We start from the raw sequence: 16,139 nt of genomic DNA, 5'->3' as shown, positions 1-16,139 counted from the left end.
CCCTCCGTTCGCTCGCAGGGATACAGTACAACACCCCTGGAGGGGTGTGCGCAGGGGGGTGCCTCGGCGTCGTCGAGCTGGGGGAGAACCGTCCTGAGCTGCGGGAACGAGGACGGTCCGGCGTGCGGGCCGGTCCTGGGGCCAAGGGGCGCCCGCTGCGGGGCCCGGACACGTGCGGTTGCCGGGCTCGCCGCCTTCCTCCCAGCCCGGGCCCGGCCGCCGCCTCCCTCGGCGCCGCCCGAGGTGGGGTCCTCCCCTCTTGGGGGCCGCCGGCGGGCGGGTGGTGCCCCGGGGGTCGCTCAGCGGCCGATCGGGGAGGTGGCCCGCTCCCCGAACCCGCCAGCCGGGGCGGCCGGCAGCTCGGCACCCGTGGAGCCATCACCCTCGGAGGGGGTCGGTCCGCCGCCCTCGCGCGCGTTCTCCCGGCGGGCCAACACCCCGGAGACGACCGCGATGCCCAGGCCCACCACCGCCAGCCCCGCGCCGACGAGGTTCGGAGCGGTGAGGCCCAGCCCAACGCTGATGACCAGCCCACCCAGGTAGGCGCCGATCGCGTTGGCGATGTTGAACGCGGACTGGATGCTGGCGGCCGCCAGGCTCGGCGCGCCCTCCGCCCGGTCCAGGATCAGCGTCTGCACCGTCGGGCCGGCGGCGAAGCCGGTCACGCCGATCAGGAAGATCGTGACGGCGGCGAGCACCTTGTCGTGCGCGGTGAAGGCGAACAGGCCCAGCATGAGGGCCAGGCCGGCGAGGAACCCGTACAGGCTGGGCATCAACGCCCGGTCGGCGAGCCGGCCGCCCAGCAGGTTGCCGATCGTCATGCCGACGCCGAACAACGCCAGCAGCCAGGTCACGCTGCCGGCGTCGTAACCGGCGACGTCGGTCATCATCGGGGTGATGTAGCTGAAGCAGGCGAAGGTCCCGCCGAAGCCGAAGGTGACGATGCCCAGCGCCAGCCACACCTGGGGCCGGCGGAACGCCCCGAGCTCCCGGCGCATGCCCGCGTCCCGTGGCGCGGGCTGCCGGGGGACCAGGGCCGCGACGCTGACCAGCGCCGCCGCGCCCACCAGGCCGACCATGACGAAGGTCCACCGCCAACCGACCTGCTGCCCGAGCAGGGTGCCGAGTGGCACGCCGACGACGTTCGCGAGGGTGAGCCCGGCGAACATCATGGAGACCGCCTTCGCCCGGTGTTCGCGGGCGACCAGGCTGGCCGCGACGACGGCGCCCACGCCGAAGAACGTCCCGTGGGGCAGCCCGGCGAGGACCCGGGTGGCGAGCAGGGTCTCGTGGTTGGGGGCCAGCGCCGACACCAGGTTCGACGCGGTGAACAACGCCATCGTGCCGAGCAGCATCGTCTTCCTGGGCAGGCGGGCCCCCACGGCGGTGAGCGCGGGCGCGCCGATCACGACCCCGAGGGCGTAGCCGGAGATCAGGTGGCCCGCCGTGGGGATGGACACCTCGTTGCCGGCGGCGATCTCCGGCAGCAGGCCCATCATGACGAACTCCGTGGTGCCCAGGCCGAAGGCGCCGACGGCCAGGGCGAGGAGGGCGAGTGGCACGACTTCTCCAGATCGGTGGTGAGGCGAGTGGTGGCCCGTCGTGCGGGTGACGACGTGGGTGACCGGCGCGGTGGGGAGGTCACCCGGGGAGGGGAGGACTTCCGAGTGCGGGACCTCGACCCTGAGGCACCCTCTGCCCAACCGTGCACGAGATCGCCCGCTTCCCAGAACCGGTTGTGAGGCGAGCCACCGCGAGCCGCCCGGGTGCCCGTCACGGGGGTGGTGCCGCCGCTGCCTAGGCTGAGCGGCGCGAGTCACCGTCCCCCAGTCCCCGAAGGTTCCCGTCCCGTGCTTTCCGACGTCGTGGATGTCCTGGCCTGCCCGCACTGCCATCGGGCCTGTTCAACGACCCGGTCGGGGCTGCGCTGCGAGGAGGGGCACCACTTCGACGTGGCCCGGCAGGGCTACGTGAGCCTGCTGACCGGACGCCACTCCGGGCACGGTGGGGACACCGCGGGCATGGTCGCCGACCGGGCGGACTTCCTCACCGCTGGCCACTACGCGCCGATCCGCGACCTGGTCGCCACCGCCGCCGGATCAGCCGTCGAGCCGGGGCGCGAGGGCGCGTGCGTGGTGGAGGTGGGCGCGGGGACCGGCTACTACCTGGCGGGTGTCCTCGATCGGCTGGCCGGCTCCCGGGGCGTCGCGGTGGACGTGTCCAGGTACGCGGCGCGGCGCGCGGCCCGCTGCCACCCGAGGGCCGGCGCGGTGGTCGCCGACGCCTGGGCGGGGTTGCCGGTGCGGGACCACGCGGTCGACCTGGTGCTGGACGTGTTCGCGCCGAGGAACCCGGCGGAGATGCGCCGGGTGCTGGCGGCGGACGGCGTGTTGCTGGTGGTCACGCCCGAGGACCACCACCTCGCCGAGCTGGTGGGGCCGTTGGGGTTGGTCGGGGTGGACAGCAGGAAGCAGGAGCGGATGGACGACCAGCTCGGCGCCCACTTCCGGTTGGTGGAGCGCGAGCAGGTGGAGTTCAGGCTGGCCCTCGGTCACGCGGACGTGCGGCGGCTGGTGGGCATGGGGCCGAGCGCCCACCACGTCCAGGAGGTCGAGGTCTCGTCGTGGTTGGCGGGACGGCCCGAGGTGGTGGCGGTCACCGGCGCGGTGGCGCTCTCGGTCTACCACCCGCGGTGACCGCCCTCGCGTCGGCGAGGTGGGCGCTCCGGGCGCCGTCCGGGGGCGCTGATCCGAGGCTCCGTGCCGTCGCCGGCGCGGTGTCCTCTCCGGGAGCCGGTGGCCCGTTCGGGAGTCAGGAGTGTCGGGGTCGCGTTCCCGGGTCCCGTCCCAGATCGGGACGGTCGCGGTCCGGAGCACCTTCGCGCCGGTGCCCCTCGGGCTTCTCGGGAACGGAGCGGAACAGGGTGATCGCCGTCCGCAGTGGATTCGTCCCCCGATAAGCGTCGAGCCCGATTGTTGCTCCGTTGTGAAGTGAATCACCTGGTTTTCTCGTTTTCTGGGGTTCGCCCTTCGGTGGCGGTGGTCGAGAACGGGAAACCTCGGCGCGGATGCGGGTTGTGGTCGGGGTGGTCCGCGCGGTTTCCTTCGAATTGCGCAGGTCACGTGCTTGGTTCGTCGACGTGAAGTAGATGTGAACGCAAGTGATTCCCGATGTCTTGTGTGCTTCTTGGTTGGTGGGATATTCTGCGGCGGAGTCCTCTTTGTTCGGTGGTGTGGTGGCCCGGCGCGGCTCCGGTGAACCGTCGAATCGCTCGCCAGGTGCTCTGGTCAGGGCGTTGAGGGGAAGTTTCCATTCCAGGTCTCCGTGCGGCGGGGCGGTGAAACCGCTCCGTGTGCCGTTCTCGCGGCACGTCCGGGCGGCGACGTCACGATTTCGGTCCTCCGGGACCGGTAGGAGAGGGCATGGACGTTACCTTGGGCGATGAAGTCCGCTCGGCGCGTGATCGCGCTGTCCTGGGGAACGGTTGTTCCTGCGTGGTCGGGAGCCACGAGTTCGCGGTGGTTTCCGTGGCGCGTTTCGCGAGCGCCACCCTTCGTCGTTACGAATGCGCGTGCTGTGATTCCTGTCGGGCGAGTGAGGTTCGGGTGCGGCCGGCGGTTCGGTCCCACCGGGGTTCGGACTGGCCGACGCAGGTCATCGGAGTGATCGGCGAGGACCAGCCGGGCACGCTGGTGGGCGAGCTCCCCGCACCGCGTTACGCGGCCTGACGGGGCCGGCGCCGGGTCGCGTGACACTGGGAGCCGATCCGCGACCGTCGGCGTCCACGGCGGGTGCGGCCGATGACACTCGCGGCCGCACCCGCCTCACCAGGTTCCCGCTCCGCCGGGACGCCCTCGGTCCTCCGCCTCGTCCCCGGCAGGCGTCCCCGGTGCCTGGTCGGCGTGCGGGACGACCATCCGCTGGTAGGCCAGCAGGGTGTCCCGGTTCTGGAGGTCCAGCCATTCCACGGCCTGGGCGTGGGTGGCGCACACCGTCTCCTCGGCCGGGCAGACACCGAGCAGTTCCTCCCGCAGAGCGGAGACGAACAGCTCGTCCGACCACCGCGTGGACCGCGTGGTCAGGACGAGGGGCGCCCGGTTGGAGCCCCGGGTCGAGTCGTGCAGGTCCCTGATGCGGGTTCGGGCCGGCACGGTGGCCACGGGGGCGGTCGCGCTGTCCCGACGGGCCCCGGTCGCGCCGTCACCGTCGTGGCCGAGGTCGAGGGCCCGCAGCACCCACCGTCCGTCCTCCCGTTCCGGCCACTGGGGGAGCGACGTGCGGCCCCAGGTGGTGTAGTCGACTCGGGCCGGTAGTCCCGGGGTGGGCGAGGTCGGCTCCGCGCACCGCAGGAGGACACCGGTGCGCGCGGGCAACGGCGAGTCCTGCCCGCCGAGTTCGGCGAGTTGGGAGACGGCGCGCCGGATCGTCGCCTCCGGGTTGGCGGGGTGCCGGGGGCTCGCGCAGTCCGCGCCCCGCACCAGCAGCCCCACTTCGTGTCCCTCACCCAGCGCGCGGAACACCGGGGAGTCGCTGCTCGGCGCCCTACCCGCGCGCCGCTCCGCGTGCGCGTCGTCGATCGCCGAGGCGGGGAGGAACACGGTGAGACCGGCACCCGTGGTGGTCGCCACCTCGGTCATCCGCCGCCACTCCGCCGGCGAGGGGGTGCCCTCGACCGCGAGCAGGACGAGCTGGGGCGCCCGCTCGGCGGGGGCCAGCGGCCGCGGCCACCCGGCGCTCCCCGAGGAGAGCGCCTCCGGTCGCTCGTCGGGGAGCGCCCCCGGGTCGCCGCTCGGATCGGCCGCCGACGGCACGCCTCGGCCGGCCGGCGGGGCGCCCGTTCCCTGGGAAAGCCCGTCCGGGTCGGTCCACGTGATGCCGGCGACCACCCCGAACACGAAGAACAGGGTGGACCCGACCAGCAACCACCGCCGCAGCGTCATGTGTCGTTCGTCTCCTCGGTCCCGGTGTTCGCCGCCCCCGAAGCGGTGGGCACGGCCCCTCGTCGATCACGGAGTGATCGGGAGGACCGATCCGGGCGGCCAGCCACCTGATCGGTGACAACCTCCGGTGTCCGCTGGCGGCGCGGGACGGCCCCGGTTATGGGGCGTGGAACGGGTGCTGCTCCGGGAGCCCCGGTGGGGTCGACGACTGGGCGGGACGGCCGAGGACGACCGCGCCCGGTCGAGGGCCGGGGCGGTGGGGAGGGCGTCGGGGCGGGCCGGCCCCGTTCAGCGGACCGGTCGGAACCGCACCCGTTGACCGGGAACGCACTGCGCGGCCAGCGGCACGTCCTCGGACACGACGACCGCGACCACCGGATAGCCGCCGGTCACCGGGTGGTCGGCCAGGAACAGCACGGGTTGGCCGTCGGGAGGAACCTGGACCGCTCCCGCCACCATGCCCTCGGACGGCAGTTCGCGACCGTCGGAGCGCCGTAGTTCTGGGCCGGACAGGCGCATGCCGACCCGGTCGGACTCCCCGGTGACCCGGAACTCCTCGTGCGCCAGGCGCGTGAGCGCCTCGGGCGGGAACCAGTCGTCGCGGGGACCCAGCCTCACTCGGAGGGCGACGAGGTCCGTCGGCGACGGCAGCCACCGCACCGGGGCGACGACGTCGGCCGGCCACGCGCCGCCCGCACTGCCCACCGGCAGGACCTGGCCCGTCGAGAGGGGCGGTGGCCCCAGCCCGGAGAGCAGGTCGGTGGACCGGGAGCCGAGCACCGGTTCGACGGCCACCCCTCCCCGCACGGCCAGGTACGCGCGCAGCCCCGCGACCGGGGCGCCCACCCTGAGCACCTGCCCGGCGAGCACCGGGACCGCGCAGTGGATGCCGACGGGCCTGCCGTCCAGCCACATCGGGCAGGACGCACCGGTCAGCGCGACCAGCCCCGCCTGGCGGAACCGCACCGCCAGGCTGCCGAAGGTCAGTTCGAGCGCCGCGGCCGACGCGGGGTTGCCCACCAGCCGGTTCGCCAGCTCCAGGCTCGGCTGGTCGGCGGCACCCGACCGGGGAACGCCCATCGCCGCGTAGCCGGGGCGGCCCTGGTCCTGCACGGTCGTCAACGGGCCGGCCACCAGGACGTCGAACCCGGCGGCCTCGGTCTCCCCTCGCCGGGACGCGGGGACGCGTGGGACCGGCACCGCCCCCTCCCCGGTGTCCTCGGTGGTGGGACTCCCACGACCGAACTCCGGTGCGGTCACGACGCCACCTCCTCGAAGCGGACCACCGTGCCCGGCGTCAGCAGGGCCGGCGGGTCGCGCTGCGCGTCCCACAGGGGCAGCTGGGTGTGGCCGAGCAGCCGCCAACCACCGGGGGACTCCCTCGGGTAGACGGCGGAGAACTCGTCGGCCACCGCCACCGCTCCGGCGGGAACCCGGACGCGGGGTGAGGGCAGCCGGGGCACGCGCAGCACCGGGTCGCCGCCGACCAGGTAGCCGAAACCAGGGGCGAAGCCGCAGAACGCGACGCGGTAGCGGGCGGCGGTGTGCCTGGCGACGACCTCCGCGCTGGTGAGACCGGTCAGTTCCGCCACCTCGTCGAGGTCGGCGCCGTCGTACCGGACGGGCACCCGCAGTTCCTCGCCCTCGCTGGCCGGGGAGGGCGCGGGAACCTCGATCTCGTCGAGTTCGGACAGCAGGGCCGCCCGGCCGGTGCCCGCGTCGACGTAGCGGAGCAGCAGGGTGCGCGCCGCCGGGACGCACTCGGTCATCCCGGTGGGCGGGCGGTCGGCGAGTGCCCGCCGCAGCCGTTCCACCTCGTCGAGCGAGTCGACCTCCACGAGGAACGCCCTGTCACCCACCGCTCGGGTGGCGCGCACCAGATCTCGTGCCGTCGACGTGGGGGATGGTGGCATGGCCCTCCCGTTCGTCCGCGAGGACCGGGATCAGGCCCGGCTCGGCGTCGTCGCTGGGTGTCCGTTCCCATCGTCCCCCATGTCGCGCTCGCCGTCGCCTCCGAGGAGTCCCCCGCCAGCGGGAGGGCGCGGCCCGGGGCCGGAGGTCGTGCGGCCGCACAACGGAAGCGGGTGCTGGCTGTGCCGGGTGACGGGGCGCGCTCAGCGCGTCGTGCGGGCAGGCGTGGGTGGGGCGGCGCCCCGCCACCGGGCGGTCCGGCGCGGACGGGTTCCGCGCGGGTGGGACCGTCGGTCGGGCACACCGGCCGCGCGTCGGCCCAGGGCCGGGCGGCGGGCCAGCGCGCCGCCGGTCAGCCGAACGCGCGGACCTCGACCCCGGCGTCCCGCAGGGCGTCCCGGACGCGCGTCGCCAGGGCCACCGCGCCGGGAGTGTCCCCGTGCACGCACAGCGAGGCGGGACGTACCGCCACGTCGGTGCCGTCCACGGCCCGGACCACGCCCTCGGTGACCATGCGCAGGCCGCGGTGGACGACCTCGTCCCCGTCCCGCACCACCGCACCGGGTTCGCGACGCGGGACCAGCGAGCCGTCCGGGCGGTAGGCGCGGTCGGCGAAGGCCTCCCGCACCGTGCGCAGCCCAGCCTCCTCGGCGAGGCGCAACCACTCCGAGCCGGGCAGCCCCAGGGCGGCCAGGTCCGGGTCGTAGTCCCGCGCGGCCGCGACCAGCGCCTCCGCCTGCCCGGTGTGGGTCACCACGGCGTTGTAGAGCGCGCCGTGCGGTTTGACGTAGCGGACGCGGGTTCCGGCGATCCGAGCGAACCCGTCGAGGGCCGCGAGCTGGTAGACGACCTCGTCGGCGAGTTCCCGGGGTTCGACGTCGACGAAGCGGCGCCCGAAGCCCGCCAGATCCCGGTAGGAGACCTGCGCGCCGATCGTCACGCCCCGGTCGGCGGCCGCCGCGCACACCCGGCGCATGGTGGAGGGGTCCCCGGCGTGGAAGCCGCATGCGACGTTCGCGCTGCTCACGACGTCCAGCAGCGCGGTGTCGTCGCCGAGGCGCCACACACCGAAGCCCTCACCGAGGTCGCTGTTGAGGTCCACCCTGGGTCGCTCCACGGCCGCTCCACCTCCCGTGCCCTGACGGCGCCCACCTTAGGGGCGGCGGACCCGACCCCGTGGGGCGACGACCAGACCGCGGGCGCCGCCCGCGCCGGCGTGGTGGGTGCCGCCGCCGACGGCTACTCCGGGGCACGGACCGCGCCCCGCGAGCCATCCGGTGCGTCCCTCACCCGCCGGAACGGTGACGTCCTCCCGCCACCTGCGGTTCTGGTACCCGACCGGCTGGCGATGTCTAGTACGCCTACAGCCCAAGTGAGAGGTGAACGAGGCTCCGGTTTACGATCCGTGGTGTCGTGAGCGCCCGTCAGTGGGTCGCCCGCGCAGGTGAGAAGGGTCTACATGCCAGTGCAGGAGGCACCGTGACGGCCGTCGCTCCACAGCCGATAGCCACGCGCCCGTACAAGGCGCGGAGGGAGCCGAAAGGTTCCGTCCTGCTCCGGATGATGCGCACCACGGATCACAAGCAGCTGGGCATCATGTACCTGGTCACCGCGTTCGGGTTCTTCCTGATCGGCGGTGCGATGGCGATGCTGATGCGCGCCGAGCTGGCGCTGCCCGGGATGCAGTACCTGTCCCAGGAGCAGTACAACCAGCTGTTCACGATGCACGGCACCGTCATGCTGCTGCTGTTCGCGACACCCGTGCTGTTCGGCTTCGCCAACTACCTGATGCCGATCCAGATCGGCTCGCCGGACGTCGCGTTCCCCCGGTTGAACTCGCTGTCCTACTGGCTCTACCTGTTCGGCGGTCTCACCGTCGTCGCGGGCTTCCTGACGCCGGGTGGCGCGGCCGACTTCGGCTGGTTCGCCTACACCCCGCTGTCCAACGCCATCCACTCCCCGGGCCTCGGCGCCGACCTGTGGATCGCGGGTCTGCTGGTCAGCGGTCTGGGCACCATCCTCGGCGCGGTCAACATGATCACGACGATCGTGTGCCTGCGGGCGCCGGGCATGACGATGTTCCGGATGCCGATCTTCACGTGGAACATCCTGGTCACCAGCCTGCTGGTGCTGATGGCGTTCCCGATCCTGACGGCCGCGCTGTTCGGCCTGATGGCGGACCGGCACCTCGGCGCGCACGTCTTCGACCCCGCCAACGGCGGCGTGATCCTGTGGCAGCACCTGTTCTGGTTCTTCGGCCACCCCGAGGTCTACATCGTCGCCCTGCCGTTCTTCGGCATCGTCAGTGAGATCTTCCCGGTCTTCAGCCGCAAGCCGCTGTTCGGTTACAAGGGCCTGGTCTTCGCGACCCTGGGCATCGCGGCGCTGTCGGTGACGGTGTGGGCGCACCACATGTACGCGACCGGCGCGGTGCTGCTGCCCTTCTTCGCCTTCACGACGTTCCTCATCGCGGTACCGACAGGTGTGAAGTTCTTCAACTGGATCGGCACCATGTGGAAGGGCCAACTCACCTTCGAGTCCCCGATGCTGTTCAGCGTCGGCTTCCTGGTGACCTTCCTCTTCGGTGGTCTGTCCGGCGTGCTGCTGGCCTCCCCGCCGATCGACTTCCACGTGTCGGACAGCTACTTCGTGGTGGCGCACTTCCACTACGTGCTCTACGGCACCATCGTCTTCGCCGTGTTCGCCGGCATCTACTTCTGGTTCCCGAAGATGACGGGCCGGATGATGGACGAGCGGCTGGCGAAGTTCCACTTCTGGACGACGTTCATCGGCTTCCACGGCACCTTCCTGGTGCAGCACTGGCTGGGCAACGAGGGCATGCCCCGCCGCTACGCCGACTACCTGCCGACCGACGGGTTCACCACGCTCAACGTGATCTCGACGATCGCGGCGTTCATCCTCGGTGCCTCGACGCTGCCGTTCATCTGGAACGTCTTCAAGAGCTACCGGTACGGCGAGCGGGTGACCGTGGACGACCCGTGGGGCTACGGGAACTCCCTGGAGTGGGCCACCAGCTGCCCGCCGCCCCGGCACAACTTCACCGAGCTGCCCAGGATCCGCTCCGAGCGGCCCGCCTTCGAGCTGCACTACCCGCACATGTTGGAGCGGATGCGGTTGGAGGCGCACACCGGCGGCAGGCACGGGCGCCACGAGGACGGCCCGGCGGCGCCGTCCGAGCGGACCGCCAACAAGGTGGTCCCGCCGGAGGAGCGGTCGGAGGACCCCCGCGAGAAGTGACCCACGATCCACCATCCGAGACGAGCCCCGCGACTCCCGCCACAGGGAGGCGCGGGGCTCTTCTCGTGGACCGGGACGGTGAGTACGGTCGATCCGGACCCGGCCGGACCGGAGGTCCCCGCCGTCCCGCACGGCCGGCGGGTGGACGAGCGAACGAGGAGCACCGGAGCAGTGAGCGCAGCCGACACCACCGTGCTGATGACCGTGACGGGACCCGACCGGCCCGGAGTCAGCTCCGTGCTGTTCGCCGCGCTCACCCGGCACGGGGTGGACCTGCTCGACGTGGACCAGGTCGTCATCAGGGGGCAACTCGTCCTCGGGGTGTCGGTGTCCACGACGCACGACCCCGAGGGTCTCCAGGAGGCCGTCGAGCAGGCGATGGCGTCGGTGGGCATGCGCATCGACGTGGTCATCGGGGAGCGGGCCAGCACGGCCACCGGGCCGGACTCCACCCATGTCGTCGTGGTGCTGGGCAGCCCGCTGTCCGCCCGCGCCTTCACCTCCGTCGCCAGGACGCTCGCCGTGCTGGACGTGAACATCGACGCCATCCGCCGCGTCGCCGACTACCCGGTCACCGGCCTGGAGTTGATGGTCAGCGCGGAGGACACCGGCGAGGACACCGACGCCCGGCTGCTGTCGGCGATGACGGAGGTGTCCGCGCGGGTCGGGGTGGACATCGCCGTGGAACGGACCGGGCTCGCCAGGCGCGCCAAGCGGCTCGTCGTCTTCGACGTGGACTCGACGCTCATCCAGGGCGAGGTCATCGAGATGCTCGCCGCGCACGCCGGTCGGGAGGCGGAGGTGCGGGCCGTCACCGAGGCGGCGATGCGGGGCGAACTGGACTTCGCCGAGTCGCTGCACCGCAGGGTGGCCGTGTTGGCGGGTTTGCCCGTGTCCGTGCTCGACGAGGTCGCCGGCGCCCTCGAACTGACACCCGGTGCCCGCACGACCGTCCGGACCCTGAAACGGCTCGGCTACCGCTGCGGGGTGGTGTCCGGTGGCTTCGCCCAGGTGGTGGCACACCTGGTCGACGACCTCTCCCTGGACTTCAGCATGGCCAACCAGTTGGAGGCGGTCGACGGACGTCTCACCGGGCGGGTGGTGGGTCCCGTCGTCGACCGCGCGGAGAAGGCGGCGGCGTTGCGCCGGTTCGCCGCCGAGTTCGACGTCCCCCTGTCGCAGTGCGTGGCGGTCGGTGACGGCGCGAACGACATCGACATGCTCACGACGGCCGGCCTCGGGGTCGCCTTCAACGCCAAACCGGCCCTGCGGGAGGTGGCGGACACCTCGCTGTCCGCGCCGTTCCTGGACGCGGTGCTGTTCGTGCTCGGCGTGACCCGGTCGGAGATCGAGGCGGCCGACAGCGAGGACGGCGTCGTCAGCCGAGTCCCGCTCCAGCCCTGAGCCGGCCGGGCCCGCCGCGAGGACGTGCGACCGGGGGGCGGTGCCAGCCGGCCCGCCCGCCGGGTCGCTACTGCCAGCCGCGCCAAGTCGCACCGGGTGCGGGCGCCGCCAGGCCGAGGAGCGGACGCGCCTGACCGGTGACGTGGCGTGAGTTGGCAGGATTGGGGCATGTCCGTCCTCGCACCCCTGGCCGCCAGGTACGCGCACTGGCTCGGCCTGCCGGCCGAGTCGACCGGAGACACCACGGAGGAGGACCCCGATCGGGTCGTCCTGATGCCGGTGGTGCTGCGCATCGAACGCGGCGACCCCCCGACGCGCACCGCGTTGCTGGAGGCGGCCGCCTCGGCCGCCCTCGCCGTCACCCTGGACGACCGCGCCGCGCCGGGCGGGGAGTGGCACGAGGCGGTCGCCACCTGGGTGTCGGGGCGCATCAGGAAGGTGTCCCGCCGGGCGAGGGGGGCGCACTGGCAGGCGGTCCAGCAGCTCCCGGGGCACACGGTGGAACTGCCCACCGGGTCGGCGAGGGCGCTGCTGCCGAGCCGGGTCGCGGACATGCCACGGGAACTGACCCGCCTCCAGATCTCCGGGAGCGAGGTGCCGGTCGACGAACCCGGCCCGCCGGAACCCGGAGTCCCGGTGCTCTGGCTGACGCCGGAGACGACGATGACGGCCGGCAAGGCGGCGGCCCAGGTGGGCCACGCCTCCATGCTGCTGGCGGCACTGACCGAGCAGGACACGGGTGGGGTGACCCGGCTGCGGGAATGGGCGGACCGGGACTTCCGCTGCGCGGTGCGCCAGGCCGACCACGCGACCTGGCGACGGGTGTCACCGGGCGCGGACCCGGCGTCGGCCTGGCGCGACCGGGGGGTCGTGGCGGTCCGGGACGCCGGGTTCACCGAGATCGCGCCGGGCACGGTCACCGTCATCGCCGAGTGGCGGTGACCCGGTGCCGTCCGGCGGAGGTGCCGGCTCGGCCAGCCCCGGAGCCGGCAGGTCCTCGCCGGTGGGAATCCGGGGCGGAGAGCCTGCCGGCATGCTGGGTTGATCGGGTCCGAACCGTGCTGAGGAGGGGGCGGTTCGCCGTGCACGTCGAGACGGGTGGAGCCGGCGGCGGTGACGCCGCGACCGGCAGGATGGTGGGCGGCATCGCCCGTTTCAGGGCCGAGGCCGCCGCCGGGAGGGTCTCGATCGACCCGGAGAGCGCCGAGAGCATGGCAGCCAGGATCGACGCCATCCGTGGCCGGGTAGCCCGGATGCCACGAGCGGAGCGCTCCCCGCTCTCGACGTGACCCAGGCGACACGAGCACCCGGCAGGAATCACCGGCGCCCCGGGTTGTACCCGGTATGGGGTTCGACACGGTGAGGCTGTCCCTGCTGGACCGCTCCCGCACGCGCGCGGGCTCGCCCGACTCGCGGGCGGTGTGGAACACCGTGGAGCGCGCGAACTGGGCGGAGCGGTTCGGGTACCACCGCTTCTGGGTGGCCGAACACCACGCCGTGCCCGGGGTGGCGGGGGCGAGCCCGGCCGTGCTGGTCGGTGCGGTGGCGGCCAGGACCTCGCGCATCCGGGTCGGCGCGGGTGGGGTGATGCTGCCCAACCACCCACCACTGGTGGTGGCCGAACAGTTCTCCACGCTCTCCGCGTTGTACCCGGGCCGGGTGGACCTCGGGCTCGGGCGCTCGCTGGGTTTCACGCCTCCCGTCCGGCGGGCCCTGCGGCGGGACAGGGACGCCCCCGACACCTTCGCCGACGACGTGGCGGAACTCGCCGGTTACCTGTCCGGGACGGGCGCGGTGACGCTGCGGCCGGCGCCCGAGGAAACCGTGCCGCTCTTCGTGCTCACCGGCGGCGGCGGGGTGGGGCTGGCGGCCGAGGCGGGCCTGCCCGTGGTGGTCGCCGGGCCACTGCTGGACATCGACCGCGATCCGGGCCGGACCCGAGCGGTCCTGGACGGCTACCGGGAAGCGTTCCGGCCGTCCCCGAGCCAGCCCCGGCCCCACGTCGTGGTGTCCCTGGACGTCATGGTCGCCGACTCGGCGGCGGAGGCCGCCGACCTGCTGCTGCCGGAGGCGTGGGCGATGGCGGCCGCCCGGACGCGCGGCGAGTTCCCACCGCTGGAACCGGTGTCCGACGTCCAGGCCCGCGACCTGACCGACCGTGAACGCCGCTACCTGGAGGAGACCCGCTCCGGGGCGATCCACGGCGACCGGACCGAGGTCGCCGAGCACCTCGGCCGGCTGCTGGCGGTGACGGGGGCGGACGAGCTGCTCGCCTCGACCAGCACCTACGACCGGGACGCCCTGCGGCGCTCGGACCAGCTGCTCGCGGAGATCTTCGGAGCCCAGTCCCCGGGAAGCCTCCCCGGTTGACGCGGCCGGCCGGGCGCCAGGCCCGCCCCGGAGGCGGCCCGGTGACGTCGCCGCGGTGTCAGTCCTCGGCGGCCCGGCGCAGCCGCTCCAGGGCGCCCCGCACCACCCCGGGGTCGGTGGTGGGCCAGAACGGTGGCAGGGACGCCCGCAGGAATCCCCCGTAGCCGGCCGTCATCAGCCGGGGGTCCAGGACCGCGACCACGCCCCGGTCGTGCACGGACCGCAGCAACCGGCCGGCTCCCTGGGCGAGCAGCAGCGCGGCGTGGGTACCCGCGACGGAGAGGAACCCGTTCCCGCCCCTGGCCGCCACCGCGCGCTGCCGTGCCGTGGCCAACGGGTCGTCCGGACGGGGGAACGGGATGCGGTCCATGACCACGAGTTGCAGGGACGGCCCCGGCACGTCCACCCCCTGCCACAGCGAGAGCGTGCCGAACAGGCAGGCGGCGGGGTCCTCGCTGAACTCGCGGACGAGCAGGGGTGTGCTGTCGTCGCCCTGGCACAGCAGTGGGACGTCGACCCGTTCCCGCAACACCTCGGCGGCCTGCTTCGCCGCCCGGGTGGAGGAGAACAGGCCCAGGGTGCGGCCGCCGGCTGCGGTGACGAGTTCGGCCAGCTCGTCCAGGTACTCCGGGGGCAGCCCGTCCCGGCCTGGTTTGGGGAGGTGCCTGGCGACGTAGAGGATGCCGCTGCGGGGGTGGTCGAAGGGCGACCCGACGTCGAGGCCGCTCCACGCCGGCCCGTCGGACCGGGGTGGTTCCTCCTCGGTGGCCACGCCGTCCACCGGGGCGGCCGGGCGCGGCCCGGCGGGAAGCCCCCACTGCCGGCCCAGGGTGTCGAAGGACCCGCCCAGCGTCAGGGTCGCGGAGGTCAGGACCACCGTGCGGGGGCCGAACAGCTTCTCCCGCAGCAGACCGCCGACCCCGATCGGAGCGACCCGCAGCGCGGGTGGGGTGGCCGGGCCGTCGCCCCACGGACGCGTCAGCCAGACCACGTCCCGTCGTTCGGTGAGTTCGGGTTCGAAGGCGTCGAGCAGCCGGACGGCCGTGTCGTGGAGCTCGTCGAGACCGGACACCGCCATCTTCCTGGCCGCGCTGGCCTCGGCGTCCTCCCGGCGGTTCGGACCGAACGCGGACAGGCAGGCGTGCGCGGCGTCGCGGACCGCCGCGACGGCCCCGCCCAACGCGGGCGGCAACGCCAACAGCTCGCCGGGGGAGAGGTCCTCGAAGGTGAGCGCAAGGCCGTCACCGGCTTCGGCGAGCCGATCCGCGATGTCCTCGGGGATCAGCCGGCCGCACCGCCGGACGGCGGTGGCGATCTCGGCGGCCGTCAGTTGCACGGTGGCCACGGAGGTCACCCGGTCCACCAGGTCGTGCGCCTCGTCGACGATCACGACCTCGTGTTCGGGGAGGACGGGGGCGTCTCCCATCGCGTCGATCGCCAGGAGGGCGTGGTTGGTCACGACGATGTCGGCGCGGGAGGCCTCGGCGCGGGCGCGTTCGGCGAAGCAGTCCGACCCCACCGGGCACTTCGACATGCCCAGGCACTCCTTGGCGGTCACCGACACCTGGCGCCACGCCTGCTCGGGAACGCCGGGGACCAGTTCGTCGCGGTCCCCGGTCTCCGTGTCCGACGACCACTCGTGGAGTCGGCGGACCTGCCTGCTCAGCGCCGACAGTTCGAAGGCGTCGAAGAGCGCCGTGCCCTCGGGTTCCTCCGGGGCGTCGCCGTGGACCCGGTTCAGGCACAGGTAGTTCCGCCGTCCCTTGAGGATCGCGACGGTCGGTTCCCTGCCCAGCAGCGGGGCGAGCGCCTTCGCCAGCCGGGGCAGGTCGCGGTCCACCAGCTGCCGTTGCAGGGCGATGGTGGCCGTGGACACGACCACGGTCGTCGAGTGCGCCACCGCGTGGCGGAGCGCGGGAACCAGGTAGGCGAGCGACTTCCCCGTCCCGGTGCCCGCCTGCACGGCCAGGTGTTCCCCGGTGTCGACGGCCCGCGCGACCGCCTGGGCCATCCGCTGCTGGCCAGGGCGGGGCGCGCCGCCCAGCGCGGCCACGGCCGCCGTGAGCAGCTCGTCGACGGGTGGGAGCCCGCCGTCGTCGGAGGACCGGGGGGTTGGCTCCCGCTCCGGATCGTCGAGGGTGGCGGTGCCGGCCTCCCCGGCCGAGGTCATGCTGGCGGGCGCGTCGGACACAGCGGGAGACGCTACCCGGTGGTGCCGTCAGCCCGGTCGGAGTGTCCCCGAACCGCGCCGTCCAC

At 73.6% G+C, this 16,139-nt stretch carries 12 protein-coding genes; 6 read left to right on the top strand and 6 right to left on the bottom strand.

The features are described from left to right. Positions 1-299 precede the first annotated feature (299 nt). On the bottom strand, positions 300-1,562 hold the full coding sequence (locus tag C1701_RS06880; RefSeq protein WP_103055709.1) for an MFS transporter: 1,263 nt from the start codon (positions 1,560-1,562) through the stop codon (positions 300-302). 288 nt (positions 1,563-1,850) lie between these two features. Between C1701_RS06880 and C1701_RS06875 the strand changes: the two genes are divergently transcribed. Further along, positions 1,851-2,696 carry a putative RNA methyltransferase gene (locus C1701_RS06875; protein WP_103055708.1) on the top strand — a complete coding sequence of 282 codons (846 nt, stop codon included), beginning with the start codon at positions 1,851-1,853 and terminating at the stop codon, positions 2,694-2,696. Between the two features lie 1,128 nt (positions 2,697-3,824). On the opposite strand, the gene C1701_RS06870 is transcribed toward C1701_RS06875, so the two are convergent. The 4 genes from C1701_RS06870 to C1701_RS06855 all read right to left on the bottom strand — a co-directional run bounded on the left by C1701_RS06870 (position 3,825) and on the right by C1701_RS06855 (position 7,968). Then, positions 3,825-4,940 (bottom strand): hypothetical protein, encoded by a 1,116-nt coding sequence (locus C1701_RS06870; protein WP_103055707.1) that lies wholly within the window; start codon positions 4,938-4,940, stop codon positions 3,825-3,827. A gap of 288 nt (positions 4,941-5,228) precedes the next feature. Next, positions 5,229-6,200: a biotin-dependent carboxyltransferase family protein gene (locus tag C1701_RS06865; RefSeq protein ID WP_103055706.1), complete on the bottom strand. Its 972-nt coding sequence runs from the start codon at positions 6,198-6,200 to the stop codon at positions 5,229-5,231. Then, positions 6,197-6,817 carry a 5-oxoprolinase subunit B family protein gene (locus C1701_RS06860; protein ID WP_337662173.1) on the bottom strand — a complete coding sequence of 207 codons (621 nt, stop codon included), beginning with the start codon at positions 6,815-6,817 and terminating at the stop codon, positions 6,197-6,199. Before C1701_RS06860 ends, C1701_RS06865 begins: the two co-directional genes overlap by 4 nt. Positions 6,818-7,203: 386 nt before the next feature. Continuing rightward, on the bottom strand, positions 7,204-7,968 hold the full coding sequence (locus C1701_RS06855) for a LamB/YcsF family protein (RefSeq protein WP_248783750.1): 765 nt from the start codon (positions 7,966-7,968) through the stop codon (positions 7,204-7,206). Between the two features lie 362 nt (positions 7,969-8,330). Here C1701_RS06855 and ctaD point away from each other — a divergent pair, with 362 nt between their 5' ends. From ctaD to C1701_RS06830, 5 genes are all read left to right on the top strand, one after another. Beyond that, positions 8,331-10,109 (top strand): aa3-type cytochrome oxidase subunit I, encoded by a 1,779-nt coding sequence (gene ctaD, locus C1701_RS06850; RefSeq protein ID WP_026417209.1) that lies wholly within the window; start codon positions 8,331-8,333, stop codon positions 10,107-10,109. A 198-nt stretch (positions 10,110-10,307) separates the two neighbouring features. Further along, complete coding sequence (gene serB, locus C1701_RS06845; RefSeq protein WP_103056985.1) at positions 10,308-11,513, top strand: phosphoserine phosphatase SerB; 1,206 nt, start codon at positions 10,308-10,310, stop codon at positions 11,511-11,513. A 168-nt stretch (positions 11,514-11,681) separates the two neighbouring features. After that, positions 11,682-12,455, top strand: a complete 774-nt coding sequence (locus tag C1701_RS06840) for a peptidyl-tRNA hydrolase (RefSeq protein ID WP_103055703.1) — start codon at positions 11,682-11,684, stop codon at positions 12,453-12,455. A 116-nt stretch (positions 12,456-12,571) separates the two neighbouring features. Then, positions 12,572-12,802 carry a hypothetical protein gene (locus C1701_RS06835; protein WP_337662172.1) on the top strand — a complete coding sequence of 77 codons (231 nt, stop codon included), beginning with the start codon at positions 12,572-12,574 and terminating at the stop codon, positions 12,800-12,802. 70 nt (positions 12,803-12,872) lie between these two features. After that, positions 12,873-13,883, top strand: a complete 1,011-nt coding sequence (locus C1701_RS06830) for an MsnO8 family LLM class oxidoreductase (protein WP_337662171.1) — start codon at positions 12,873-12,875, stop codon at positions 13,881-13,883. Between the two features lie 58 nt (positions 13,884-13,941). On the opposite strand, the gene C1701_RS06825 is transcribed toward C1701_RS06830, so the two are convergent. Then, positions 13,942-16,074, bottom strand: coding sequence for an ATP-dependent DNA helicase (locus tag C1701_RS06825; RefSeq protein ID WP_337662170.1), 2,133 nt, complete (start codon positions 16,072-16,074; stop codon positions 13,942-13,944). Positions 16,075-16,139 lie beyond the last annotated feature (65 nt).

Origin of the sequence: Actinoalloteichus sp. AHMU CJ021, assembly GCF_002895405.1 — a bacterium.
GTDB classification, from domain to species: Bacteria; Actinomycetota; Actinomycetes; order Mycobacteriales; family Pseudonocardiaceae; genus Actinoalloteichus_B; species Actinoalloteichus_B caeruleus.
Note: the sequence above shows the minus strand (reverse complement) of the source record. Positions and strands in the feature narration are given on the sequence as shown.

Bases quoted from the DNA above. Each gene is read 5' to 3' on its own strand.
- C1701_RS06870 (WP_103055707.1), bottom strand. From the start codon at position 4,940: ATGACGCTGCGGCGGTGGTTGCTGGTCGGGTCCACCCTGTTCTTCGTG.
- serB (WP_103056985.1), top strand. From the start codon at position 10,308: ATGACCGTGACGGGACCCGACCGGCCCGGAGTCAGCTCCGTGCTGTTC.
- C1701_RS06840 (WP_103055703.1), top strand. From the start codon at position 11,682: ATGTCCGTCCTCGCACCCCTGGCCGCCAGGTACGCGCACTGGCTCGGC.